Origin of the sequence: Salinisphaera sp. T5B8 (assembly GCF_040361255.1) — a bacterium.
Classification (GTDB): Bacteria; Pseudomonadota; Gammaproteobacteria; order Nevskiales; family Salinisphaeraceae; genus Salinisphaera.
In genome coordinates, this window is record NZ_APNG01000026.1 from 24219 (window position 1) to 50408 (window position 26190).

23 protein-coding genes are annotated in these 26190 nt (G+C 62.7%); 4 read left to right on the forward strand and 19 right to left on the reverse strand.

The genetic code is table 11. The features are described 5' to 3' along the window. Positions 1-23 precede the first annotated feature (23 nt). The 12 genes from lapB to gyrA all read right to left on the reverse strand — a co-directional run bounded on the left by lapB (position 24) and on the right by gyrA (position 14093). Entirely contained in the window at positions 24-1229 is a 1206-nt protein-coding gene (lapB, locus tag T5B8_RS17765; protein ID WP_353180703.1) for a lipopolysaccharide assembly protein LapB, read from the reverse strand. Then, positions 1222-1512 carry a lipopolysaccharide assembly protein LapA domain-containing protein gene (locus T5B8_RS17770; RefSeq protein WP_353180704.1) on the reverse strand — a complete coding sequence of 97 codons (291 nt, stop codon included), beginning with the start codon at positions 1510-1512 and terminating at the stop codon, positions 1222-1224. The genes lapB and T5B8_RS17770 overlap by 8 nt, the downstream gene beginning before the upstream one ends. Positions 1513-1569: 57 nt before the next feature. Then, the gene (locus T5B8_RS17775; RefSeq protein ID WP_353180705.1) at positions 1570-1857 is read right to left on the reverse strand and encodes an integration host factor subunit beta; all 288 of its coding nucleotides are present in this window, start codon (positions 1855-1857) and stop codon (positions 1570-1572) included. A 136-nt stretch (positions 1858-1993) separates the two neighbouring features. Further along, positions 1994-3679, reverse strand: a complete 1686-nt coding sequence (rpsA, locus tag T5B8_RS17780) for a 30S ribosomal protein S1 (RefSeq protein WP_353180706.1) — start codon at positions 3677-3679, stop codon at positions 1994-1996. Positions 3680-3790: 111 nt separating this feature from the next. Beyond that, positions 3791-4486 carry a (d)CMP kinase gene (cmk, locus tag T5B8_RS17785; RefSeq protein WP_353180707.1) on the reverse strand — a complete coding sequence of 232 codons (696 nt, stop codon included), beginning with the start codon at positions 4484-4486 and terminating at the stop codon, positions 3791-3793. Further along, positions 4483-5805, reverse strand: coding sequence for a 3-phosphoshikimate 1-carboxyvinyltransferase (gene aroA / locus T5B8_RS17790; protein ID WP_353180708.1), 1323 nt, complete (start codon positions 5803-5805; stop codon positions 4483-4485). The genes cmk and aroA overlap by 4 nt, the downstream gene beginning before the upstream one ends. Positions 5806-5807: 2 nt before the next feature. Further along, on the reverse strand, positions 5808-6698 hold the full coding sequence (locus T5B8_RS17795; protein ID WP_353180709.1) for a prephenate dehydrogenase: 891 nt from the start codon (positions 6696-6698) through the stop codon (positions 5808-5810). Next, positions 6695-7831, reverse strand: a complete 1137-nt coding sequence (gene hisC, locus T5B8_RS17800) for a histidinol-phosphate transaminase (protein WP_353180710.1) — start codon at positions 7829-7831, stop codon at positions 6695-6697. Before hisC ends, T5B8_RS17795 begins: the two co-directional genes overlap by 4 nt. A 39-nt stretch (positions 7832-7870) precedes the next feature. Next, a complete protein-coding gene (gene pheA / locus T5B8_RS17805; RefSeq protein WP_353180711.1) occupies positions 7871-8983 on the reverse strand; it encodes a prephenate dehydratase in 1113 nt (370 codons plus the stop codon). A gap of 3 nt (positions 8984-8986) precedes the next feature. Further along, positions 8987-10180, reverse strand: a complete 1194-nt coding sequence (locus T5B8_RS17810; protein WP_353180712.1) for a phosphoglycerate dehydrogenase — start codon at positions 10178-10180, stop codon at positions 8987-8989. 140 nt (positions 10181-10320) lie between these two features. Then, on the reverse strand, positions 10321-11406 hold the full coding sequence (gene serC, locus T5B8_RS17815; RefSeq protein WP_353180713.1) for a 3-phosphoserine/phosphohydroxythreonine transaminase: 1086 nt from the start codon (positions 11404-11406) through the stop codon (positions 10321-10323). A 38-nt stretch (positions 11407-11444) separates the two neighbouring features. After that, entirely contained in the window at positions 11445-14093 is a 2649-nt protein-coding gene (gyrA, locus tag T5B8_RS17820; RefSeq protein WP_353180714.1) for a DNA gyrase subunit A, read from the reverse strand. A 216-nt stretch (positions 14094-14309) separates the two neighbouring features. On the opposite strand from gyrA, the gene T5B8_RS17825 reads away from it, so the two are divergent. From T5B8_RS17825 to T5B8_RS17840, 4 genes are read left to right on the forward strand one after another with little or no spacing between them, the layout of a single operon-like run. After that, on the forward strand, positions 14310-15641 hold the full coding sequence (locus tag T5B8_RS17825) for a TRZ/ATZ family hydrolase (protein ID WP_353180715.1): 1332 nt from the start codon (positions 14310-14312) through the stop codon (positions 15639-15641). After that, positions 15638-16348, forward strand: a complete 711-nt coding sequence (gene ubiG / locus T5B8_RS17830) for a bifunctional 2-polyprenyl-6-hydroxyphenol methylase/3-demethylubiquinol 3-O-methyltransferase UbiG (RefSeq protein WP_353180716.1) — start codon at positions 15638-15640, stop codon at positions 16346-16348. Before T5B8_RS17825 ends, ubiG begins: the two co-directional genes overlap by 4 nt. Continuing rightward, a complete protein-coding gene (locus tag T5B8_RS17835; protein ID WP_353180717.1) occupies positions 16345-17046 on the forward strand; it encodes an HAD family hydrolase in 702 nt (233 codons plus the stop codon). The genes ubiG and T5B8_RS17835 overlap by 4 nt, the downstream gene beginning before the upstream one ends. Before the next feature lie 19 nt (positions 17047-17065). Continuing rightward, entirely contained in the window at positions 17066-17818 is a 753-nt protein-coding gene (locus tag T5B8_RS17840) for an SDR family NAD(P)-dependent oxidoreductase (RefSeq protein WP_353180718.1), read from the forward strand. 823 nt (positions 17819-18641) lie between these two features. Here the strand turns inward: T5B8_RS17840 and T5B8_RS17845 are convergent. The 7 genes from T5B8_RS17845 to T5B8_RS17875 form a co-directional block, all read right to left on the reverse strand. After that, positions 18642-19346, reverse strand: coding sequence for an endonuclease III domain-containing protein (locus T5B8_RS17845; protein ID WP_353180719.1), 705 nt, complete (start codon positions 19344-19346; stop codon positions 18642-18644). After that, the gene (locus tag T5B8_RS17850) at positions 19347-20090 is read right to left on the reverse strand and encodes a pseudouridine synthase (RefSeq protein ID WP_353180720.1); all 744 of its coding nucleotides are present in this window, start codon (positions 20088-20090) and stop codon (positions 19347-19349) included. A gap of 1399 nt (positions 20091-21489) precedes the next feature. Continuing rightward, the gene (locus tag T5B8_RS17855) at positions 21490-22266 is read right to left on the reverse strand and encodes a ferredoxin--NADP reductase (protein ID WP_353180721.1); all 777 of its coding nucleotides are present in this window, start codon (positions 22264-22266) and stop codon (positions 21490-21492) included. Positions 22267-22389: 123 nt separating this feature from the next. Then, complete coding sequence (gene scpB / locus T5B8_RS17860; RefSeq protein ID WP_353180722.1) at positions 22390-23199, reverse strand: SMC-Scp complex subunit ScpB; 810 nt, start codon at positions 23197-23199, stop codon at positions 22390-22392. 22 nt (positions 23200-23221) lie between these two features. After that, a complete protein-coding gene (locus tag T5B8_RS17865) occupies positions 23222-24040 on the reverse strand; it encodes a segregation and condensation protein A (RefSeq protein ID WP_353180725.1) in 819 nt (272 codons plus the stop codon). Positions 24041-24240: 200 nt separating this feature from the next. Continuing rightward, positions 24241-25242: a tryptophan--tRNA ligase gene (trpS, locus tag T5B8_RS17870; RefSeq protein ID WP_353180726.1), complete on the reverse strand. Its 1002-nt coding sequence runs from the start codon at positions 25240-25242 to the stop codon at positions 24241-24243. A gap of 514 nt (positions 25243-25756) precedes the next feature. After that, on the reverse strand, positions 25757-26190 hold a 434-nt coding region (locus T5B8_RS17875; protein WP_353180723.1), incomplete at its 5' end, for a transposase.

Consider the following 26190-nt stretch of genomic DNA (forward strand, 5'->3'; position numbering starts at 1 on the left):
GCGTCGATTCAGGGGGAACGAGGCTAGGGCTGACGTGTTGCGCGGGTGGGCGAAGATTCCACCGGGCGTACGTCGCGTACCGGCACGATCGTATTCCACTGCCGACAGCTCGGGCACTGCCAGTGCAGATAGCGGCCGGAAAAACCGCACTGCCCGCAGTGGTAGGTCGGCTGGCGTTCAATGATCTGACCAAGTGACTGGCGCAGGCTGTCGAGCGGGCCGGTGAGCGTACTGCGGGTCTGCGACCAGGTCAGATCGAGCAGATGATAGAAACCGATCCAGTTCGGCTCGGTCTGCAGATATTGCGAGATATGGGCGATGGCTTCGTCGGTCTTGTGCTGGGCATGCAGAAAACGGGCATAGGCCACATGCGGATGCGCGCCGTCGTAGAGCGGCATGACATCGCATAGAAACTGGGCATAGCCGGCAGTATCGTCCAGCGCCTCGAAACAGCGACGCATCGGCTGGATGATCTCGCTAATGAAGTCCACATCCTGGCGCATCACCTGCCGGTAAATACGAATCGCGCCCCGGAAATCCCCATCCTGCTCGGCCATCAGCCCACCGATAAGGCTCGCCCGGGCACAATCGCGAAACGACTGACGCGCCGATTTGAGATGGTTGCGCGCGCGATCGCGCTGGCCCGCGCTACGCGCCTGTTCGGCCAGTTCGCAGAAATACTGAGCAATAACCGGCCGCAGCGAGGTGCCGCGCACCGTTTCCAGACGCCGCGTGGTCGCGATGGCCTGATCCCAGTCGCGTTCCTGTTCGTAGATCGCGATCAGCCCGGACAGCGAGCGCTCGAGAAACAGGTTCTGGTCGGCCAGCTCGCGAAACAGGCCCTCGGCGCGGTCGAGCACGCCGGCGCGCAGATAGTCCTGGGCCAGCTCGTAGCGCGCCTGGTTGCGATGAATAGCCTTGAGGTTCGGCCGTGCGACCAGGTTCTGGTGCATGCGCAGTGCGCGATCCACCTCGCCCTGGCGACGAAACAGATTACCCAGCGCGAGATGCGTTTCCGCGGTGTCGTTATCGACTTCCAGTACCCGCACGAACGTTGCGATGGCCTGGTCGGCATCTTCGTTGACGAGTTGACTGATGCCGCGCAAATAGTCGGCGTTGACCGGTGGCGTGGGTTCGTCACCGCGTTCGGCGCGGCCACGCACGTACCAGCCGGAGGCGGCGGCAAGCGGCAGCAGCGCCAGCAGCACCCACCAGGCGCCGTCAAGCATCGTGAATGGGCATGCTCCGCAGATTGGAGATTTCGGTCTGTGCGTCCTTGAGACGGCGGCGCGCGCTCGAAAGCTGTGTACGCAGACGCGCGATCTTGCCTACGCATACCAGCGCGGCGATCGCCAGACCGAGAACGAATGCCACAACGAGAAGCACGACCAGCGGAGCCTCGGTCGTCGTCCACAGCAGGTCGACCGATACCAGATCGTAGTTGAAGAAACCGAACGCCACGCCCAGAACGAGCCCCACGACCACGATCAGATTACGAATCAGGCGTAGCATTTAATTCCCGTTGCTTGTGCGGCGAGCCCACCGTTTGAATGGAGGGGTTTCGACCGCCTATGAATTGTTCGTGTTCACCCGTTCGCGCAATTCCTTGCCCGGCTTGAAGTGGGGCACATACTTGCGCGGAATATCCACGGATTCGCCGGTTTTCGGGTTACGACCACGCCGCGCCGGGCGATGGTGTACCGAAAAACTGCCGAAGCCCCGGATTTCCACTCGCCCACCTGATGCCAGTTCGGCGATCACGTCGTCGAGTAGAAGTTTGACAGCCAGTTCGACGTCACGGTGCGACATATGCGCCTGACGCTGGACCAGCCGTTCGATCAGCTCTGATTTAGTCATCCAGCGTTCTCTCCCTGGAAACGCCGCCCCCATCACATGCCGAATGGCATGCCCCTGATGAAAAGGTAGTTAAAACGCGGGGCGCGCGCAAGCGCCCCGCGTTATTTACACCCTTATTTTTTCAACCGCTATGGTTTTAGTTGTTGCGGTCGCTGGCGTCGATCTGCTCCTTGAGCAGTTCGCCAAGGCTGGTGGTGCCAGTGGAAGCGTCGGTATCCGCGTAATCGCGCATCGCCTGCTGCTCGTCCTTTTCGTCCTTGGCACGAATCGACAGGCTGATGGTGCGGTTGCGCCGATCCACGCCCACGAAGCGGGCTTCGACTTCCTGACCTTCCGACAGCGCGGTACGCGCATCTTCCACGCGATCGCGGGAAATATCCGAGGCCCGGATATAGCCGACCACGTCGTTGCCCAGATCCACGGTCGCGCCGCGCGCATCGACGCTGGCGATGGTGCCGGACACGACGCTGCCCTTCGGGTTATCCGCAACGAAGGAACCGATCGGATCCTGCGCGAGCTGCTTGATACCCAGCGAGATGCGCTCGCGGTCGGCGTCGATCGACAGCACCACGGCTTCGACCTCGTCGCCCTTCGAGTATTCGCGCACCACTTCTTCGCCGGCTTCGTTCCAGGACAGATCCGACAAGTGCACCAGGCCGTCGATATTGCCCGGCAGACCCACGAAGATACCGAAATCGGTGATCGACTTGATCTGGCCGCGCACGGTGTCGTTGCGCTGGTGGTTGGCGGCGAAGTCTTCCCACGGATTGGACTTGCACTGCTTCATGCCCAGCGAGATACGACGACGTTCTTCGTCGATCTCGAGCACCATGACCTCGACCTCGTCGCCGACGTCCACGATCTGGCCGGGGTTGACGTTCTTGTTGGTCCAGTCCATTTCCGAGACGTGCACCAGGCCTTCCACGCCTTCTTCGATTTCCACGAAGGCACCGTAGTCGGTGATGTTGGTGACGTTGCCGAACAGACGGGTGTTTTCCGGGTAGCGGCGGGCGATATCGACCCACGGATCGTCGCCGAGCTGCTTCAGACCGAGCGAAACGCGGGTGCGCTCACGATCGAACTTGAGCACCTTGACCTCGATCTCTTCACCCACGTTGACGACGTCGGTCGGGTCCTTGATGCGCTTCCACGACATGTCGGTGATATGCAGCAGGCCGTCGATGCCGCCCAGGTCCACGAACGCGCCGTAGTCCACCAGGTTCTTGACGATGCCCTTGAGCACGATGCCTTCCTGAAGCGTGTCGAGCAGCTGCTTGCGCTCTTCGCTGTACTCTTCCTTGAGCACGTCGCGACGCGAAACCACCACGTTGTTACGCAGGCGGTCGAGCTTGATGACACGGAACTCGAGCGGCTTGCCTTCGAGATAGGTCGTGTCGCGCACCGGGCGCACATCGACCAGCGAACCGGGCAGGAACGCGCGGATGTTGCCAACGTCGACGGTGTAACCGCCCTTGACCTTGCCGCTGATATGACCGACCACGGATTCGCTGTTTTCGTAGGCGTCGGTGAGGAAGTCCCAGGTGCGGATACGCTGGGCCTTTTCCTTCGACAGGCGCGTGGCGCCGAAACCGTCTTCGACGGCTTCCAGTGCGACTTCGACCTTGTCGCCTTCGGCGACCGTCAGTTCGCCGTTTTCGTCGTAGAATTCATCGACCGGGATAACGCCTTCGGACTTGAGGCCCGCGTCGACGATGACGACATCGTTCTTGACTTCCAGCACCTCGGCGTTGATGAGGGAACCGGGCTGCATGGTACGACCCTGCAGACTTTGCTCGAATAGTTCGGCGAAACTTTCAGACATGAGGGGAAAAGATCCTACGGCGCTTGAAAAAAGCGAGCGCCATTCCGTGGTTGATAAAACACTCCGATCAACGGCCTTGCGCCGCGAACGGTCCCGTTTGAAAAAGCCGGCTTATGCGTGAATCCAGCCTTTTTCGCGTACGAGGCGGCGTACTTTGTCGAGTGACGTCGCCACGCTTTCGCCGGTGGTATCGATGACGTGGGCATCGACCGCCGGCTTCAGGGGCGCGACTTCACGTGAAGCATCACGCGCGTCCCGCTCCAATATCTCTCGATATATCCGGTCAAGATTAGCATCAACATGCTGGCCCGACAACTGCGCAAACCGCCGCCTGGCGCGCTCTTCGGCTGACGCGGTGATATAGAGTTTCAGATCGGCATCGGGAAAGATTACTGTGCCCATATCGCGCCCGTCCGCGATCAGCCCCGGCGCGCTGGCGAAATCGCGCTGGCGCGCCAGTAGCGCCTCGCGTATCGCCGGCTGTACCGCCCATTTGGAGGCGGCATCGGACACGGCGTCGCTGCGGATGATGTCGGTGACATCTTCGCCGGCCAGGCGCACCCGCTGGCCCGCGCCGCGATCGGGTTCGAACACGATATCCAGCCTGCGCGAGGCCGCCACGGCGGTCGCGCAGTCGGTCGGCAACTCGGCATCCAGGCCATCGCGCAACGCGACCAGGCCCACGAGCCGGTAGAGCGCGCCGCTATCGAGCAGCCACCAGCCGAGCTCGCGCGCCAGTGCGGAGGCGAGCGTGCCCTTGCCGGCCCCGCCCGGCCCGTCCAGCGTCATGACCGGCGCAGCGCTCATACCGACACCTCGCTGGCCTGGATCTGCAGCCCGGCGACGGCGGCGAGATCCACGAAGCCGGGAAACGACGTATCGACGAAATCGCAGTCGTCGATTTCGATGGGCGCGTTGGCGCGCAGCGCGGCCATGGCAAAGGCCATCGCGATCCGGTGGTCATCGTGGCTTGCGATGCGCGCACCATCGAAGGCTGTCGCCGCGCCGCGGCCCACAATCGTCAGCCCGTCGTCGGCCACCTCGACCTCGACGCCCAACTGGCGCAGGCCATCGGCCATCACCGCGATACGGTCGGATTCCTTGACCCGCAGCTCGGCCGCGCCGGTCAGACGGGTCGTGCCCTCGGCGCAGGCAGCGGCAACGAAGATCGCGGGGAATTCGTCGATGGCGAGCTCGACCTCTGCACCGCCGATATCCACGCCCGTGAGAGCCGCGCTGCGCACCACGATATCGGCGACCGGCTCGCCCGCCTGGATACGCTCGTCGTACAGGCGGATATCCGCGCCCATGCGGACAAGAATGTCGATTACCCCGCGCCGGGTCGGGTTGATGCCCACGCCCGGCAAGACGATCTCGCTGGACTGGGCAATCGTGGCGCCGACGATGAAAAAGGCCGCCGACGACAGATCGGCCGGCACGGCGACATCTGCGGCTTCGAGCGTTTGCCCGCCGGTGATCGACAACGTGCGCGCCTCGTGTTCGATGCGCACGCCAAAGGCCGAGAGCATGCGTTCGGTATGATCGCGGCTGATGCCGGGTTCGGTCACACGCGTGATGCCTTGCGCATAGAGTCCGGCCAGCAGCACACAGGACTTGATCTGGGCGCTGGCCACAGGCGGCGTGTAATCGATGCCTTGCAGGCGCTGACCACCATGTATCGACAGCGGCGCGCGCCCGCCCTCCTGGCCCTCGATATGCGCGCCCATGCGCGTGAGCGGCTCGATAACGCGTGCCATGGGCCGGCGCGACAGACTGGCATCGCCCACCAGGTGGCTATCGAAACGCTGGCCCGCCATCAGGCCAGACATCAGGCGCATGGAGGTCCCCGAGTTCCCCAGATCCAGCGCGGTGGCCGGCGCCTGCAAGCCGTCGCGGCCGACGCCGTCGACCACCAGCGCCGCGCCGTCACGCGTAAAGCTCACACCCATGGCCTCGAAGGCATGCAGGGTCGCCAGACAATCCGCGCTTTCGAGAAAACCGGTGATACGCGAGCGCCCGTGCGCGATCGCCGACAACATCACCGCGCGATGCGAAACCGACTTGTCGCCGGGGACGCTGATCTCGCCGTTGAGGGCCCCGCCCGGCTGTAGATAAAAACGCCGCATAGTCAGGTTTGTCCCGTGGCAAAACCGTCGCGCGCCGTCTTTGCGCGGGTAAAAATGGTTGCGAGCCGGTCCCGCTCGCCTCCGGCAATCGCGCTGCGCACCGCGTCCAGATCGCCGATATAGCGATCCAGCACCGGCAGAATGGCATCGTGGTTGGCCGTGACGATATCGGCCCAAAGCGACGGGCTGCTCGACGCGATACGGGTGAAATCGGCGAAACCGCCGGCCGCGTATTCGAAAATCTCCGTGCGTTCGGCCATGCGCGCGAGCGTATCCACCAGGGTATACGCGAGCAGATGGGGCAGATGGCTGGTCGCAGCGAGTACTTCGTCGTGGTGGGCGCCGTCCATTTCGCTGACCCGCGCACCTACCGCATGCCAGAGGGCCGCCACCCGCGCCAGCGCATCGCTGTCGGTGGCCGGCGTGGGCGTGAGAATCACGCGCCGGCCCGCGAACAATGTCGCAAAGCCCGCGTCGAGCCCGCTGCGCTCGGTGCCGGAAATCGGATGGCCGGGCACGAAGCGGCCCATACGCTCGCCCAGGCACGCCTCGGCTTCGCGGATGACGCTCAGTTTGGTGCTGCCGGTATCGGTGACCACCGCATCGTCGGCGAGTGCGGGTGCAATTTGGGCGAATACATCGGCCATCGCGCCGATTGGCACCGCGACCACCACCAGCGTGGCATTCGCGACTGCTGCGGCGATATCCGTGGCCGGCGCGTCGACCAGCCCGAGTTCGCGTGCCTGGCGCGCCTGTTCGACGTCGGCTACGACGCCCGCGATCTCGCCGCAAAAACCGTTCGCGCGCAATGCATGAACCACCGAGCCGCCGATCAGCCCCAGACCGATGACACAGACACGCTCCGAATGCAGACTGGCCCCGGCTGTGCTCATTCGCCTTCCATCACCGCATCCAGCGCGGCGAGAAATACACGATTTTCCTCTTCGCTTCCGACAGTTACACGCAAATGCTCAGGCAGGTCGTAACTTTGCAGCGGACGTACGATCACGCCCTCGTGCAGCATCGCTTCGTAGACCGGCGTGGACGCGCGCCCGCAGTCGAAGGTGAGAAAATTGGCCTGTGACGGCAGGCAGTGGTGCCCACGCGCTTCGAGTTCACGTGCCAGCGAAGCCCGTTGGACCGCGTTGGTCTGGATCGAATAGCGCACGAATTCCTCGTCGGCCAATGCGGCCTCGGCACAATACAGTGCGACCGTATTCACATTGAACGGCTGACGGATGCGATTGATCCAGTCGGCCACTTTCGCCGTGCTCAGCGAATAGCCGACACGCAATCCCGCCATGCCATAAATTTTCGAGAAAGTACGCGTAACAATCAGATTATCAAAACGATCTACAAGCGCACGGCTATCCGGACGTTCGCTATCGGCCTGGTATTCGAGATAGGCCTCGTCGAGCAGCACGATCACGCCAGGCGGTACCGCTTCGAGAAACGCCTCGATGGCCTGCGGAGCCAGCCAGGTGCCGGTCGGGTTGTTCGGGCTGGCGATGAACACCACCCCGGTGTTGTCGTCTATATGCTCGATAAAGGCGTCGAGGTCATGGCCGTAGGGCATATCGGCGTCGGGCCCGAGCGCGGGCACCTCGCGCACTTCGGCATTTACGGCCTGGGCGACGATGGGATAGACCGCAAATGCGTACTGCGAGAAAACGGCGTTCTTGCCCGGCCCCAGAAATACTCGGGCGGTGAGTTCGAGCACGTCATTCGAGCCGTTGCCGAGCGTCACCCGTGCCGGGTCGATATCGTGGATAGCGGCAATTTTCTGCTTGAGCGCATAGCCGCCGCCATCCGGATAGCGATGCAGATCCGCCGCCCCGTGTTCCACGAAGTCAGCAAAGGCCTGCTTGACCGCGGGGGCGACCCCGAACGGATTTTCGTTCGAGGCAAGCTTGATGATCGAACTCAGGCCCAATTCGCGCTTGAGATCATCGATCGGCTTGCCAGGCACATAGGCATGCAGGCCATGAATACCGGCATGCGCCTGTTCGTCTAGACTCTTGGTCATATCATTCAACTAGTTAACGGCTGAATCGAACGTGACTTCTCAGCTCGAGACGGTATCCACGGCACGCGGATAGGCACCCAGAACCTTGAGCATCGCGGCCTGTGATTCGATGGCGTCAAGAACCTGTCGCACCCGCGGTTCATCGATATGGCCTTCCAGATCGATGAAGAAATTATAGTCCCAGGCCTGGCGCCGCGATGGCCGTGACTCGATACGGGTGAGATCCACCCCGGCCTGTGCGCCCGGCGTGAGCAGCCGATGGAGCATGCCGGGCTCGTTGCGAATGGCCACGAGAATCGAGGTCATATCGTTACCCGTGGCGGGCACTTTCTGCTTGCCGAGCACGAGAAACCGGGTGGTGTTGTTCGGCTCGTCCTCGATATTCGAGGCCAGCATCGGCAGTTCGTAGAACTCCGACGCAGCCCGGCCCGCGATTGCGGCTGCCTGATTTTCCCCGGCCACGCGGCGCGCAGCTTCGCCGTTGCTCGACACGGCTTCGCGTACCACGCCGGGCAGCTGGCGATCGAGCCACTTGCGACACTGCGCCAGCGACTGCGCATGGGCGACCACCCGCTTCACACCGGTCAGATCTGCGGCGCGCGACAGCAGATGATGATGTACCGCCAGGGCGACCTCGCCGCAGATCTGCAACGAACTGCCCACCAGCTGGTCGAGCGTATGACTGACCACGCCTTCGGTGGAATTCTCCACCGGTACCACGCCGAAATCGGCATTGCCGGCCTCGACCTCGCGAAAGATCTCGTCGATGGCCGGCAGCGGCATCGCCCGTACCGAATGGCCGAAGTGCTTGTAGACCGCGGCCTGCGTATAGGTCCCTTCGGGGCCGAGATAGGCCACCTTCATCGGCGATTCCAACGCCAGGCAGGCCGACATTACCTCGCGCATCAAACGCATGATGGTGGCATCGTCGAGCGGGCCGTCATTGCGCTCGGCGACCCGGCGCAGCACATCGGCCTCGCGCTCGGGGCGATAGAAGTCCGTACGCTGTCGTTCGGTCTTGATCCGTGCGACTTCCAGCGCCACGCCGGCACGCTCGGCAATCAGCGCCTGGATCTGGGCATCCAGCGCGTCGATACGCTCGCGCGCGCCGGCCAGCGCCTGATCGTCGGACTTGTCTTGCGACGCACTCATTGCTTACGCCGCGTCGCTACCCACGGCACCCAGATAACGCACGCACAGCACGCCTTCGATACCGCGCAGTTCGTCGATGGCCTCGTCGGCCACGGGCGCATCGACATCCACCAGCGTATAGGCGACCTCGCCTTTCGACTTGTTGAGCAGATCGGCGATGTTGTGGCCATGACGAGCCAGCGTCGACGAAATCTGGCCGACCATGTTGGGCACGTTGTGGTTGACCACGGCCAGGCGATGCGCGCTGGCGGTCGGCGGCATGATCGCCTCGGGGAAGTTCACCGAGTTACGGATGTTGCCGATTTCCAGATAGTCGCGCAGCTGGTCGGCGATCATCATCGCACTGTTGTCTTCGGCTTCGTCGGTCGACGCCCCCAGATGCGGCAGCGTGATCACGCGATCGTGCCCGCGCAGCTTCTCGGAGGGGAAGTCGCAGACGTAGTAGCTCAGACGGCCGTTTTCCAGCGCGGCGAGCACGGCGTCTTCATCCACGATTTCGGCACGCGAGAAGTTGAGCAGCACCGCGCCCTTGCGCATGAGCTTGAGCCGCTTGGCATCGACCAGCCCGCGGGTGTCGTCGACCAGCGGCACGTGCAGCGACACATAGTCGGAACGCGAGAGCAGCTCGTCGATGGACAGTGCCTGCGAGACATTGGCGGCCAGGCGCCAGGCGTTGTTAACGGTAATACCCGGGTCGAAACCCTGCACGCTCATGCCCAGCGCCTGTGCGGCGTTGGCCACGTTCACGCCGATGGCGCCGAGCCCGGCCACGCCGAGGGTGCGCCCGGGCAGTTCCACGCCCTTGAAGCGTTTCTTGCCGGCTTCGACTTCCTTCTTGAGCTCTTCGCCAGTCGAGGTGAGTTCCTCGACATAGCGCCAGGCGCTCATGAGATTGCGCGAGGCCAGCAGCATACCGGCGAGCACCAGTTCCTTCACGGCGTTGGCATTCGCGCCGGGGGCATTGAACACCGGCACGCCGCGCTTGCTCATTTCGGCGACGGGAATGTTGTTCACGCCCGCGCCGGCGCGGCCGATGGCACGCACGGAATCGGCGATGGCCATGTCGTGCATGTTGTGCGAACGCAGGATGATGGCGTCCGGCTTGGACATTTCCGAGGCGATTTCGTACAGATCGCGCGGCAGGCGATCGAGCCCCTTGGCCGAAATATTGTTCAGCGTCTGAATCTTGAACGTCATAACTAACCTTTATCCGCGAATTCTTTTGAAAACTTATCCGCAGATTTCACAGACCACGCAGGTTGAAGAAGCGCGATAAACAATGGTTACGGCCGGCCTTCAAATCTGCGCGATCCGCGCAATCTGCGGATCGATATGTCTTATCCGTTGGCTTTTTCGAAGCCGCGCATGAAGTCGATCAGCGCATCGACGCCCGCTTCCGGCATGGCGTTGTAGATCGACGCCCGCATGCCGCCGACCGACCGATGGCCCTTGAGCGTGGACAATCCGGCTTCCTCGGCCTGCGCGAGGAACGTCTTGTTGAGTTCCTCGTTGGCCAGCAGAAACGGCACGTTCATGTTCGACCGCGCATGCGGTGCGACCGGGTTGCTGTAGAAATCGGAACTATCGATAAATCCGTACAGCTTGTCGGCCTTGCGCTGATTGCGCTCGGCCATGCCTTCGAGGCCGCCGTTGTTCAGAATCCATTCGAAGGTCAGCCCGGCCATGTACCAGGCGAAACACGGCGGCGTGTTGAGCATGGAGTCGGCATCGGCCTGCTTCTTGTAGTCGAATACCATGGGCACGCCGGGCAACGGATTACCCATGAGGTCGTCGCGCACGATCACCATCGTGACCCCGGCCGGGCCGGCGTTCTTCTGCGCGCCGGCATAGATCACGCCGTATTTGGATACGTCGATCGGCTTGGACAAAAACGCCGACGACCAGTCGCCGACCAGCGGCACATCCCCGGTATCGGGCACATCCGGGAACTCGATGCCCTCGATGGTTTCGTTGGGCGTGTAGTGAACATAGGCCGCATCGTCGCGCAGCTGCCAGTCCGCGCGCGGCGGTACATCCGTGAACGCGCCGTCGACCGAGGAATCAGCCGCGACCTGGGCATCGCCGTATTTACCGGCTTCCTTGACCGCCTTTTTGCTCCAGCTGCCAGTGACGACGTAATCGGCTTTCTGCGAACGGCCCATGAGGTTGAGCGGCACGCCGGCGAACTGGCCCGCGGCCCCGCCCTGCATGAACAGTACGCTGTAGCCTTCGGGCACATTCAGCAACTTGCGCAGATCCTGGGTGGCTTTTTCGGCAATGGAGACGAACGCATCGCCACGATGGCTCATTTCCATGACGGACATGCCGGTGCCCTGCCAATCCAGCAGATCGGCCTGGGCTTTTTCGAGCACTTCCACCGGCAGCGTGGCCGGCCCTGCACTGAAGTTATAGACGCGTGCCATAGAACAAATCTCCTTTGGAAATCGACGGGGCGCGAACGTTAGTCCGCACCAGGTTCCGAACTGTTGTCGTCGTCGGCCGGCGCGTCATCGCCGCCAGGCCCGGACGCCGCGACGTCACTGGCGTCGTCGTCGCTGTCGTCGTCTTCGTCATCCTCGGTGACGATACGGTCGACGCCCACCAGGTGCTGATCGTCGGCCACCCGAATAATGCGCACACCCTGAGTGTTGCGCCCGAGCACCGAGATTTCGGCCACGGCCGTGCGAATCAGCGTACCCATATTGGATATCAGCATGATTTCATCGTCTTCGAGCACCTGGGTCGCGCCCACGACCGCACCGCTCTTGTCCGACTGCTTGAGCGCGAGCACGCCCTGGCCGCCACGCCCACGCAGCGGATAATCATCCACCGGCGTGCGCTTGCCATAGCCCTGCGCGGTGACCGTGAGAATATCGCCTTCACGCACCACGATGAGCGCGATTACGGCCGCATCCGCTTCGTCCTCGGGCAGACGGATACCGCGTACGCCCGCTGCGTTGCGGCCCATTTCGCGCACGTCCTGTTCGGCAAAACGAATCACCTTGCCGCCCGAGGAGAACAGCATCAGCTGATCGTCGCCGCCGGTCAGATCCACGCCCACCAGGGCATCGTCGTCGCGCAAATCGATGGCGATGATGCCGTTGGAGCGCGGGCGCGAGAACTGCTCCAGCGCGGTCTTCTTGACCGTGCCATTGCGGGTGGCAAAGAACACGTTCTCGCTGGTGTTGAAGTCCTTGATCGGCAGCACCTGGGAGATGCGCTCGTCGTTTTCCAGCGGCAGCAGGTTGACGATCGGCTTGCCGCGCGCGCCGCGCCCGGCGCTGGGCAGCTCATAGACCTTGAGCCAGTACGCCTTGCCGGCCGAGGAAAAGCACAGCAGCGTGTCGTGGGTGTGCGCGACCCACAGCTTGTCGATGAAGTCGGCATCCTTGGTCTGGGTGGCCGACTTGCCGCGCCCGCCTCGGCGCTGGGCGCGATAGGCATCCAGCGGCTGGGACTTCACATAGCCTTCGTGGGTGAGCGTGACCACCACATCTTCCGGGGTGATCAGATCGGCCGTGGTCAGATCCAGATGGCTGTCGAGGATTTCGGTCTTGCGCTCGTCGCCGTAGTCGCGACGGATCGCTTCCAGCTCTTCGCGGATGACCTCGAACAGCCGGTCCATATTGGACAGAATCTCGATGTAATCGGCGATCTTGTCGAGCAGCTGTTCGAACTCCTCGATGATCTTGCTCTGCTCCAGGCCGGTGAGCCGGTGCAGACGCAAATCGAGAATCGCCTGGGCCTGGGTTTCGGTCAGCCGGTAGCTGCCGTTGTCCTGCAAGCCATAAGCCTTGGACAGGTCGGCCGGGCGCGAGGAGGCCGCACCGGCGCGATCGAGCATGTCCACGACCTGCCCCGGCGGCCATTCGCGATTGATCAGCGCTTCGCGCGCCTCGGCCGGGCCACTGGAGGCCTTGATCAGCGCGATCACCTCGTCGATGTTGGCCAGCGCGATGGTCAGACCTTCCAGCACATGGGCACGGGCACGGGCCTTGGCCAGCTCGTACTGGGTACGCCGGGTGACGACTTCGCGCCGATGGCGGATGAAGGCTTCCAGCAGCTGCTTGAGGTTCAGCGTGCGCGGCTGGCCGTCGTCCAGCGCCACCATGTTGATGCCGAACACGGTCTGCATCTGCGAATGGCGATACAGGTTGTTGAGCACGACCTCGGGGGTTTCGCCGCGGCGCAGCTCGACGACCATGCGCATGCCGTCCTTATCGGACTCGTCGCGCAACTCGGTAATGCCTTCGATGCGCTTGTCCTTGACCAGCTCGGCGATCTTTTCGAGCAGCCGTGCCTTGTTGACCTGGTAAGGCAGCTCGGTGACCACGATGGACTGCTTGCCGCGCTCGTCGACATCCTCGAAGTGCGCACGGGCCCGCATGTAGATACGCCCGCGCCCGGTTTCATAGGCTTCGCGAATACCGTCGGCGCCGTTGATCATGGCCGCGGTGGGGAAATCCGGGCCCGGCACGTGTTCCATCAGACCGGCGATGCTGATCTGCGGGTCGTCCATGACCGCCAGCACCGCATTCACCACCTCGGTGAGGTTGTGCGGCGGGATATTGGTGGCCATGCCGACCGCGATACCGGTGCCGCCGTTGACCAGCAGATTGGGCAGGCGCGTGGGCAGAACCGCCGGCTCGGACTCGGATTCGTCGTAGTTCGGAATGAAATCGACCGTATCCTTTTCGATATCGGCCAGAATTTCATGGGCGAGGCGCGCCATTCGCACTTCGGTATAGCGCATTGCCGCCGGCGCGTCGCCGTCAATGGAGCCGAAGTTGCCCTGGCCATCGACCAGCACATAGCGCATGGAGAAATCCTGCGCCATACGCACGATCGTGTCGTAGACCGCCGAATCGCCATGCGGGTGGTATTTACCGATGACGTCGCCGACCACGCGGGCCGACTTCTTGTACGGCTTGTTCCAGTCGTTGCCGAGCTCGCGCATGGCATAAAGCACACGCCGATGCACGGGCTTGAGGCCGTCGCGCACATCGGGCAGCGCACGCCCGACGATCACGCTCATGGCATAGTCGAGATACGACTGGCGCATCTCGTCTTCGAGGTTGATCGAAAGAATCTCTTTTGCGACGTCGGCCATAGAGTTGTTTTCGTTCAAGCAGCCTGCAACACAGGCCGCGGTCGGTGCGGTTCCACGGGCTGGGAGTCGGCACGAATCCGGCGGCGTTCGCCGGTCGTCCGACGCGGTTCAGCGCCGTCGCGTAAAGCCGGTCATGTTAGCACAGCGCGTGTGCCAAAACCGCTTGACTGCGCTAGAGTGTCGGGCGTTCGCGCTCCCCACTGAACGCCTGTTTCCATGCGCCAGATCGATACCCTTATTCATGCCCGCTGGGTGGCCCCGCTAAGCGGCAATGCCCGGCTGCTCGAAAACCATGCCGTGGCCATTCGCCACGGCCTGATCGAAGCCGTGTTGCCCAGCGACGAGGCGCGCACGCGCTTTGATGCCCGCGAGGTCATCGAGCGCGACACGCACCTGCTCATCCCGGGGCTGATCAACACCCATACCCACGCGGCAATGAATCTCATGCGCGGCATCGCCGACGACATGCCGCTCATGCCGTGGCTGACCGAATACATCTGGCCAACCGAGGGCGAGTTCATGTCGCCCGAGTTCGTCGCCGACGGCACCGATCTGGCGATGGCGGAAATGCTCAGAGGCGGCACGACCTGCTTCAACGACATGTACTTCTTCCCCGACGTGGTCGCGGAACGTGTGGAAGCTGCGGGCATGCGCGCGAGCGTCGGCATGATCGTGATCGACTTCCCCACCGTGTGGGCGGCCAACGCAGACGAATATCTACAAAAAGGTCTGGCCCTGCGCGACGCCTGGCGCGGCCATGAACGCATTTCCACCGTGTTTGCCCCGCACGCGCCCTATACCGTGTCCGACGCGCCGCTCAAAAAGATCCGTACCTATGCCGACGAAATGGATCTGCGGGTGCATATGCATGTTCACGAAACCGCGTTCGAAGTGAACGACGCGCAGGAAAAGAATGGCCAGCGTCCGCTCGCGCGTCTCGACGATCTGGGTCTGCTCACGCCGAACTTTCTGGCCGTGCACATGACTCAGCTCACCGACGAAGAGATCGCGCTGTGCGCGCGTAACGGCGTGCATGTGCTGCATTCGCCCGAGTCCAATCTCAAGCTGGCCAGCGGGCTGTGCCCGGTGCAGAAGCTTCTCGATGCCGGCATCAATGTGGCACTCGGCACCGACGGCGCCGCCTCGAACAACGATCTGGACATGATCGGCGAAATGCGCACCGCGGCCTTCATCGGCAAGATCGCCGCCGATGACGCCGCCGCAGTCAGTGCCGACACGGTGCTGCGCATGGCCACGATGGGCGGCGCCGAAGCCCTGGGCATCGCCGACACCACCGGCTCCATCGAGCCGGGCAAGATGGCCGATCTGTGCGCCATCGATCTCAACGCGCTCGAAACCCGGCCTGTCTTCGACCCGATCGCCGCTCTGGTTTATAACGTGTCCCGCGAACAGGTCAGCGACACCTGGGTGGCCGGACAACGGCTGCTCGCCGACCGCCAACTGACCACGCTCGACGAAGCCGATATCGCAGTACGTGCCGCCGAATGGCAGCAACGGCTGTCCAGCCATGCAAGGAAGCCCTCATGACAAGCGACCAGAATGCCGAACTGGCCAAATTCGGGCGTCTCGCCGACCACTGGTGGGACACGGCGGGCGAAATGCGTCCGCTGCACGACATCAATCCGCTGCGCACCGATTTCATCGACCGGCGTGCGCCGCTGGCCGGCAAGCGCGTGCTCGATGTCGGCTGTGGCGCGGGTATTCTTTCGGAAGCACTGGCCCGGCGCGGCGCCCAGGTGACCGGGCTCGATCTGGCCCCCGAACTCATCGAAGCAGCCAAGGCACACGCCGAACAAAGCGAGCTGGATATCGACTATCGCTGCATCTCCAGCGGTAATCTCATGCGCGAAGCGCCGGGCGCCTTCGACATCGTGGTGTGCTACGAAATGCTCGAACATGTCGATACGCCGGCCTATGTGGTCGACGACTGCGCCATGCTCGCTGCCCCCGGCGGCCATCTGTTCTTTTCCACGATCAACCGCAGCGCCAAGGCCTGGCTGCTGGCGATCGGCGGCGCCGAATACGTGCTCGGCCTGCTGCCGCGCGGCACCCACGAATACAACAAGCTGATTCGTCCGTCGGAGCTGGGTGCCTGGTGCCGGCATGCCCATCTGGAAGTCGCGGAGATCGCGGGCATGCACTACAACCCGCTCACCCGGCGGGCCAGCCTGGCGCAAAGCCCGGACGTGAATTACTTCCTGCACGCGCGCAAACCCGCGGCGAGCCCGGCATGAAGTTACAGGCCTTCGATGCGGTGCTGTTCGATCTCGACGGCACCCTGCTCGATACCGCCCCGGACCTGGCCGGCGCGATCAACGATATGCGCGCCGAGCTTGGGCTCGATGCCATGCCACTATCTGAATTGGCCCCCATGTGCTCCTTCGGCGGGCGCGGCATGCTCGGCAAGGGCCTCGATCTGACCCCCGACGATGCCGACTATCGTGCCAACTACGACCGTTTCATCGAGACCTATCGCGCGCGCATGACCCGTGACACCCAGCCCTTCGACGGCATGCGCGAATTCGTACGCCAGCTCGCCGACAGCGGCCTGGCCTGGGGCGTGGTGACCAACAAACTCGAAGCGCTCGCGCTGCCGTTAATGACGCATATGGATTTCGACCCGCCGCCGGGGTGTGTGATCGGCGGTGATTCCGCGGGCGTGGCCAAGCCCGACCCGGCGCCAATGTATCTGGCCTGCGAACGTATTGGCGTGGATGCCACGCGCTGTGTCTATATCGGCGATTCCGATCGCGATATCGAAGCCGGGCGCGTCGCCGGCATGGCCACGATTGGCGTGGCCTACGGCTATATTCCGCCCGGCGACGACATCCACGGCTGGCAGGCCGATGTCGTGGTCGACACCGTGGCGGGCCTGCGTGCCGCACTCGAACAACTCGACGCCCAGGCCGTGGCCGGCGCCCATCCGACTTGAGAGCCAACGACCCAACCCAATGACTGTATCTTCCGACTCGAAACCGCTCGCCGACCGCGTGATTCTGATAACCGGCGCCGGGGGCGGCCTCGGGGCCGTGGTGGCGCGCGCAGTTGCCGCCGCCGGTGCCGAGTGTGTGCTGCTGGGCCGGCGTGAACGCACGCTCACCCCCGTGTTCGACACCATCTTTGCTGACGGCAGCCCGGAACCGGCGCTGTTTCCGCTCGACGTGACCCGCGCCGGCGAAGACGACTACCAGCGCCTGGTCGACGGCATCGCCGCCGACTGCGGCCGTCTCGACGGAATCGTGCATCTGGCCGCCCGTTTCGACGGCCTCATGCCACTGGCCACGCACCCGATCGACGGCTGGCAGCGGATCATGCATATCAACCTGACCGCTGCCTTCACCCTCACCCAGATCTGCCTGCCGCTGCTGCAATCCGTGGACGATGCCTCGGTGATCTTCACGCTCGACGAGGCCGCGGCCACGCCCAAGGCGTTCTGGGGCGCCTACGGCGTCAGCAAGGCGGCGCTGGCCGCGCTCGTGCAAATGTTCGCCGTCGAACACGAACAAAGCGGGCGCCTGCGCTTCAACGGCATCGACCCCGGCCCGCGCAAGACCCCGCTCCGCGCCAAGGCCTTTCCCAGCGACGACCCCAACGCGCAAGCGCCCGAAGCCGCCGCCGATACCTATGTCCACCTGCTCTCGGCAAACGCACGCGGCACCACCGGCCAGATCGTCGGTGCCGACGGGCAGCCGATCGCAACCTAGGGAACCTCTGCACAACCTGTCGCGGTCGCGCCGGCGTGCTTTGCGCGTGTCTGGCAAGGAGAGGTAGGCGTAGCGTGCTGGTTGCACGGTGCGCCTGCCTCGACGCCGACCAGGCGCGCGCAAAGCCCCGGCCCCGAAGGGGTTCGGCCTCAAATGCGCTGCGACTGCGTTGCCGAGCTTGACCTGCCAATAAGGCAGGCGCTGCGCTCGGACGCCTTGTCGCAACGCATTTGAGCACTCGAACGCGAGCCGCGAGAGGTTATGCAGAGGTTCCCTAGGATCGGCTTCGCGCTTGCGGAGCGCGCTTGCGAACCCGAAGACAAAAGCAGGCGGGTCCACGAATAAACGCGACCTTGAGCGATCGAAAACGCGCCTGCCTGTATTCACACCCCGTCAGGGCCGCAGGTTGGATTAGCGAAGCATAATCCAACACAGAACGAAGCTGATACGTGTTGATACGGCCGGCGCAGTTCAAGACGTCGCTGGCCGCCATATGTTGCCCGCTTGCAGTGGTCGCACCGTCATCGAATGCTTTGCTGCGCTCCTTTTCGCCCGGCGAGGTTTGGCCCGGCACCCGTGGCATCGGCCGTGTTGGCTTACGGCCTATCGGCCTAAGCCGACCTACGAAGCTGCATCATTTGCGCCTATTCGCGTAGATTTGCGGACGACAAGAGAAGCGCCCCAGCGCGTAGGTTGGATTAGCGAAGCGTAATCCAACACAAAAACGCAGCCGACAAGACCGCTCAGGCTCGCACGCTCCGAAAGCGGCAACCGTGCTCGCCCTTGTTGGCTTACGGCCTGCGGCCTAAGCCAACCTACACGGCTATACGGCGCGCTCGGATCCAGCAATGGTGGCCCGCCCGTGATCACAACGATCGTGAAGCACACAGTGCTCGCAGTCCGGCTTGCGCTTGTGGCAGCGCTGTTTGGCATGCGCGACGATCAGCGCATGCAGTTCGTCGTAGAAAGCGGCGTCGCCCGCCGGGCCGGCCTGTTCGATACGCCGGCGCAGCCGTTCGTAATTGCGTGTACCGCTCGTCCAGCCGTAACGCTCCATGATGCGAAAGGCATAGGCATCGGCCACGAATACCGGGCGTTGGAAGGCGTAGAGCAGAATCACGTCGGCGGTTTCATGGCCGATCCCGTGCAGGGCCAGCAGTTCACGGCGCAGCGTGGCGCTATCCCGTTTTTGCAGCGCGTCGAAACCGCCCTGCTCGACGAACCATGTGCACAGTGCGCGCAGGCGTTTGGCCTTGATGTTGTGCGGCCCCGCGCGGCGAATCAGCTGCGGTAAGTCTTCGTGGGCGAGCAGCGCCTGCGCTTGCAAGGAGCCGGCCTCAAGCAACGTGGCGATCGCCATTTCCACATTGGTCCAGGCCGTATGCTGGGTGAGCACCGCGCCGACGAGAATTTCGAAGCGCGGATTATCCGTGTCCTGGACGGGCCACCAGTGCTGGGGCCCGTAGGCTGCGCGCAGACGATCGTGGAACTCGCGTAGCGCCGATGCGCTCGGCTCTTCGTTCGCCACCTAGCGTTGCAAGTCGACGAGTGCTGCCAGTTCGCGCACTTCCTTGCGGTCGAGTTCGCGCCAACCGCCGGCCTTGACGCCACTGGGCAGCGCGACCGGACCGAAGCCAATGCGCATGAGCCGGGAGACCGTCACGCCCTGCGAGGCCCACAGCCGGCGCACCACGCGATTACGGCCCTGGCGTACGGTCACTTCGAACCAGCGGTTGGCCTTGTGCGCATCGTCGGCGACACGAATCGAATCGAAACGGGCGACGCCGTCGTCAAGTTCCACGCCTTCGAGCAAACGCTCGATCATGGCGTCGTCCACCTCGCCCCGTACCCGTACCGCGTAACTGCGCACGATCTCGTAGCTGGGGTGTTCGAGCCGGCGCTTGAGTTCGCCGTCGGTGGTCACCAGCAGCAGACCCGAGGTATTCACGTCCAGGCGCCCGATGGCCAACCAGCGCCCGGCCTTGATCTTGGGCAGGCTCTTGAAAATGGTCGGCCGGCCTTCCGGGTCCTTGCGGGTGACCACCTGATCGACGTGCTTCTTGTAAGCCAGCACACGCGTACGCGTATTCAGGCGCTCGTCCAGATTCAGGCGCTTGCCGTCCATGCGGATCTCGTCGCGCGCGTCGGCCTTGTCGCCGAGCGTGGCCACCTTGTTATTGATACGTATACGCCCGGCCTCGATAACCTGTTCGAGCTGACGGCGCGAGCCATAGCCGGCACTGGCAAGCAGCTTCTGTAGACGTTCGGGCATGGGGCTTCCTGTGGGCGCCGGTGAGCGAATGCACTAGTTTAACCGGGCGATTCAAGTTGGGGCCGAGTTCGGCGAAGGCGAAGGCGAAGGCGAAGGCGAAGGCGAAGAAGGCTATCCGCAGATTACGCAGATTGCACAGATTATCTTTCTGGTGGGGCGGTCACGGCTGGATTGAGCGGGTACGAATACGACTTCGCGCCGTTTTCCCGTCTAGTCGAAGACTTGTCCGCAGATCGACGCAGATGCAACGCAGATCGAAGGCCGGGAAGAATAATGCGGCAAACCTTGGGCGCGAGAATGCCGGTGTTTGAACGTGCGCTTTTTCGGCGGTATCTCAGCGTTTCGTCGAAAATGATCGCCACCCTTGCCCATCACGATCTGCGTAAATCTGCGTTGATCTGCGGTTAATAGTTCTTGCGAACCGTGCAGATCAACGGGCCGACGGTTTTGGTTATCCACGGATTACGCCGATTGCACAGATTATTTGTGGGTCACGGCTGGATTGAGCGGGTACGAATACGACTTCGCGCCGTTTTCACGTCTAGTCGAAGACCTGTCCGCAGATCGACGCAGATGCAACGCAGATCGAAGGCCCGGAAGGATAATGCGAGGAACCTTGGGCGCGAGAATGCCGGTGTTTGAACGTGCGCTTTTGCAGTGGTATCTCAGCGTTTCGTCGACAACGATCGCCACCCTCGCCTGTCATTGATCTGCGCGAATCTGCGTTGATCTGCGGTTAATAATTCCTGTGAACCGAAGTGCCCAGATCGACGGGCCGCCGGTTTTGGTTATCCGCAGATTACGCGGATTGCACAGATTACTCGGGGGGCAAGGCTGATCGAGCGGGTACGAATACGACTTCGCGCCGTTTTCCCGTCTAGTCGAAGACCTGTCCACAGCTCGACGCAGATGCAACGCAATCGAAGGCCCGGCAGGATAATGCGGCGAACCTTGGGCGCGAGACCGTAGGTGTTTGAACGTGCGCTTTTTCGGCGGTATCTCAGCGTTTCGTCGACAACGATCGCCACCCTCGGCTGCCCTTGATCTGCGCGAATCTGCGTTGATCTGCGGTTAATAATTCCTGTGAACCGAAGTGCCCAGATCGACGAGCTGCCGGTTTTGGTTATCCGCAGATTACGCGGATTGCACAGATTACTCGGGGGGCAAGGCTGATCGAGCGGGTACGAATACGGCTTCGCGCCGTTTTCACGTCTCGCCGAAAGCCAGTTGTTCTAAAGCACTAACTTGATCATGCACAAAGCTGGGCGAGCGGCGGGGACATCCGATCACCCGAACTTCGAGTGATCTGTCTTTGCCTTATTTGCTTTTCTTCGCGTTCATTCGCGGACAACCTGCTTGCTTGAGAACAGCCAGCTGGGTTACCCAGATAATCAAGAAGCTATTTATCGACGAAGGCGCGTTCGATGACGTAGTCGCCCGGGGCGCCGATATGCGGTGAAACGTCGAAACCGCGGGCGTCGAGCAGCGCGGCGGAGTCGGCGAGCATGGCCGGGCTGCCGCAGATCATGGCGCGGTCGTGCTTCGGGTCCAGCGGTTCGAGGTCGAGGTCTTCACAGACCTGGCCCTTATCGAGCAGATCGGTCACCCGGCCGTGGTGCGGATAGGGCTCGCGGCTGACGACCGGGTAGTAGCGCATCTGCGCGCTGACCATCTCGCCCAACAGTTCGTCGTTGGGCAGCGTCTGCGAGAGCAGCTCGTGGTAGGCGAGATCTTTTTCGTAGCGCACGCCGTGCAGCACGATCACGCGCTCGAAGCGCTCGTAGGTGGCCGGATCGCGCACGATCGACAGAAACGGCGCAAGCCCGGTGCCCGTGGACAGCAGATACAGATTGCGGCCCGGATGCAGATCGCTAATCAGCAGTGTGCCCGTGGGCTTGCGGCTGACCAGTAGCTCGTCGCCTACTTTCAGATGTTGCAACTGCGAGGTGAGCGGGCCGTTGGGCACCTTGATGCTGAAGAACTCGAGATGGTCTTCGTAGTTGGGCGAGACGATACTGTAGGCGCGCAGCAGCGGTTTTTTCTCCTGCTGCAGGCCGATCATCACGAACTGACCGTTTTCAAAACGCAGTGCGCGATCGCGCGTGGTGGTGAAGCTGAACAGCGAATCGTTCCAGTGGTGCACGCTCAGTACACGCTCGGAGTTCAATGCGGCCATGGCGTTGAGAGGTCTTGTAAAAGCTTGAAACGGATCGTCGCGCCAGGCACGACGGCTTGAAAACTGCTAAGACGACAATGGGCGCGCGCGCTGTGATTCCAAGGCGCCGACGCCGTTAATGCCCTAGTCTGGCGGACGTGCGTCGCCGGCCTGTTGACCTGCATCATCCGCACCGTCGTCGCCACCAGAAGTTTCGTCTGCCTCGGCGGGCGGCTGGTCGTCGTTTTGCGCCAGGCTCTGTGTCGCTTGGTCCGCGTGCGCATCGTCGGCCGAATCGGCGTCGTTGCCGGACTGCAGACGCGCGAGCGCGGCATCGAGGGCATCCAGATCCTGGATTTCGGGCAGGCTGGGCAGATCGGACAGTCGGGTCACGCCGAAATCATCCAGGAACTGGGGCGTGGTGCCGAACAAGGCAGGCCGCCCCGGCATATCGCGATAGCCCACGACCTTGATCCAGCCGAATTCCTGCAGCGTTTTCACGATGTTCGACGACACCGACACACCGCGAACGGCTTCGATGTCGGACCGCGCGATCGGCTGGCGATAGCAGATCAGCGCCAGCGTTTCGAGCATGGCGCGAGATAGCTTCGGCGGCCGTTCTTCCCACAGCCGCGCCACCAGCGACGAATAATCGGCGCCCACCTGAAAGCGCCAACCGCTGGCGACCTCGACCAGATCCATGGCGCTGTCGGCATAGCGGGCCTGCAAAGCCTCGATACCGGTGCGCACGTCGGCGCGCTCCAACGCATGCGTGGTTTCCAGCAGCCGTACGATCTGGTCGACCGACAGCGGTGCATCCGCAGCCATGAGCAGCGCTTCGATACAGCGCAGCACGGATTCGGCCAGTACCGGCTCGTTCGGGTCGGTGCGCTCGGTCGCACGCTCGAGCGTATCGGTCTGCGGATCGGGCTGGGTGGAAGGATCGTTGCTCACAGGCTCGGCTCTTTGTCGAGATTCATTCGGGGCGCGGGCCGGCCAGGCGCAGCGCGACCGGGGCGTAGGGCTCGGCCTGGTCGATGGCGATGAGCGCTTCGCGGGCCAGTTCGAGAATCGCCAGAAACGATACGACCACGCCGAGGCGCCCTTCGCTGCTTTCCACCAGCGCCACGAAGGCACAGGGCTGACCGTTGCCCAGGCGTTCGAGAATACGGCTCATGTGTTCGCGTACCGACAGCGGCTCGCGCTCGATCTTGTGCTCGGTAAACAGTTCGGCGCGGGTGAGTACGTCGTGTAGCGCATGCAGCAGCGCGGCCAGATCGGTTTCCGGCTGCGGGCGTTCGATATGCAGGCGTTCCGGGCCATGCTGAACCACGGCGATATCGCGACCCGCACGCGGCCATTCGTCCAGCTGTTCGGCGGCCTGTTTGAACTGTTCGTATTCCTGGAGCCGGCGCACCAGTTCCGCGCGTGGATCCTCGCCCTCCTCTTCTTCCTCGGTGGGCTTGGGCAGCAACATGCGCGACTTGATCTCGGCGAGCATGGCGGCCATGAGCAGGTATTCGCCGGCCAGCTCGATCGCCATCTCCTGCATGACCTCGATATAGGTCATGTACTGATGCGCAATGGTATGCACCGGAATATCCAGGATATCCAGATTCTGCTTGCGGATCAGATACAGCAACAGATCGAGCGGACCTTCGAACGTCTCCAGAAACACCCGCAGCGCATCCGGCGGGATATACAGATCTTCCGGCAGCTGTTCGAGCGGCTCGCCCGCGACGCGCACGGCCACGCTCGGCTCGCCTGGGGCGGACCGGGTGTATTGGTCGTCGATGGCCTGTTCGCTCAATGATCGCTCGCTCAGTGGTTATCGGGCGCAGTTTGTCGAATACAAACGTTCGCAAATAAAACAACGGCTTGAAGCAGGCGGTTCACCGAGCGACAGCGCATGCCGCGTCCCACGGCTCACCGTTGTCTTAATTTGCGTTAATTCGCGTTCATTTGCGGACCGCCTTTCCGAACTCCCCCCCAAGATCAAGCCGACGGTAAGAACCCGGTCAACGCGAACGCGCGCTCCAGGGTTGGCTCAGCGCGCTGGCGGGCTGCGGCTGCGCCCCGGGCCAGCAGCGCATCCAGGCCGGCGGTGTCTTCGCGGTATTCGGCATAGCGTTGCTGGAGCGGCTCCAGGAACGCCACCACCGCATCGGCCAGATCGCCCTTGAGCGCGCCATAGCCTTGGCCTGCATAGCGATTTTCCAGCTCGGCGATGGTTTCATCCGTGACCGCTGAATAAATCGACAACAGATTCGACACGCCCGGCTTTTCTGCTTCGTCGAAACGGATTTCGCCGTCGGAATCGGTCACCGCGCGCTTGATCTTCTTGACCACGCGCTTGGGCTCGTCGAGCAGCTTGATGACATTGGCCTCGACATCGTCGGATTTCGACATCTTCGCGGTCGGATCACCCAGACTCATGATGCGTGCGCCCACTTCCGGGATGATCGGCTCGGGCACGGTAAACAGGTCTTCACCGGTGCGCGCATTGAAGCGCTCGGCCAGATTGCGGGCCAGTTCCAGATGCTGTTTCTGATCGTTGCCCACGGGCACGGCATCGGTCTGATACAGCAGAATATCCGCGGCCATCAGCACCGGGTAGTCGAACAGGCCAGCGTTGATGTTGTCGACGTTCTTGGCCGACTTGTCCTTGAACTGGGTCATGCGATTGAGCTCGCCCATCGACGTATGACAGTTCAAAAGCCAGGCCAGCTGCGCATGGGCCGGGACGTGCGACTGCACGAACATGGTCGCGCGCTCCGGGTCGATGCCCGCAGCCAGATACAGACACAGAAACTCGTGACAGCGCTCGCGCAGCGCGGCCGGGTCCTGACGTACGGTGATCGCATGCATGTCCACCAGCGCGAACAGGCAGTCGTGGGTGTCCTGCATGGCCACCCAGTGCTTGAGCGCGCCGATATAGTTACCGAGCGTGAGCTCGCCGGATGGCTGGATACCGGACAAAACGATGGGTTTGGCGATCTCGGAACTCACACGCGGCCCCTTGGCGTTGCATTGGCACTAACGAATCAAAGGCGCGAGTATACATTTGCGCGCCTTGCCGGGCGTCGCCGGAGCCGAATAAGACAGGCCGCTAAGCGGGCCCATGTCGCGCCCTTACAGCCACGCAGGTTGAATTAGCGCAGCGTAATCCAACAAAGAACGCAGCCCGCGAAATGGATGTGCAAGACGAATTTCGCGTGCCGCAGCCAGACCGACCTCATCGCCAGGGCTTTAAAAAAACAGTCCGCAAATACACGCGAAGAAACGCGAATAAGGCGAAAAGACAGCCGCGTAGGTTGGATTAGCGAAGCGTAATCCAACAAAGAACGAAGCCCCGAGTTAAACGGCAACGCGCCTCGAAGCTGCCCACGGGGCGATTGCCATGTTGGCTTACGGCCTGCGGCCTGCGGCCTAAGCCAACCTACAAGAGCGCGTCGTTTGCGGACGATAAAAAGAACCGTTCGCACACAGCGCGTAGATACCGTCTGGACGATCAAGCATTTTGAGCAGCCAGGGCCGGGTCATAGGGTGTTTTATGTTTGAACACGCCGAAGGCGATATGGACGAGCTTTCGCATGACCGCGCCCAGTGCGGACAACGCGGGCTTGCCGCGCTGTCGCAGGCGGTCGTAGAACATCTTCAAAGCGCGGTTATGGCGTAGGGCGGCCACGGCCGCCATGTATAGAACGGCCCGTAGTTTGGATGAGCCCTGTTTGGATAAATGGGGCCTGCCGCGCACACTGGAACCCGACTCAAAATGCACCACGGCCAGGCCGGCAAAAGCCGCGGCCTGACGGGCGCTGGTAAAGTCCCGGTCAGCCAGCAGACACAGCAGATGGCGAGCCGAGGTCTGGCCGATGCCTGGAATGGAGGCCAGCAGCGCCTTGTCGCGCTTGAGATCCGGATGCTGATCGAAATGATCGTCGA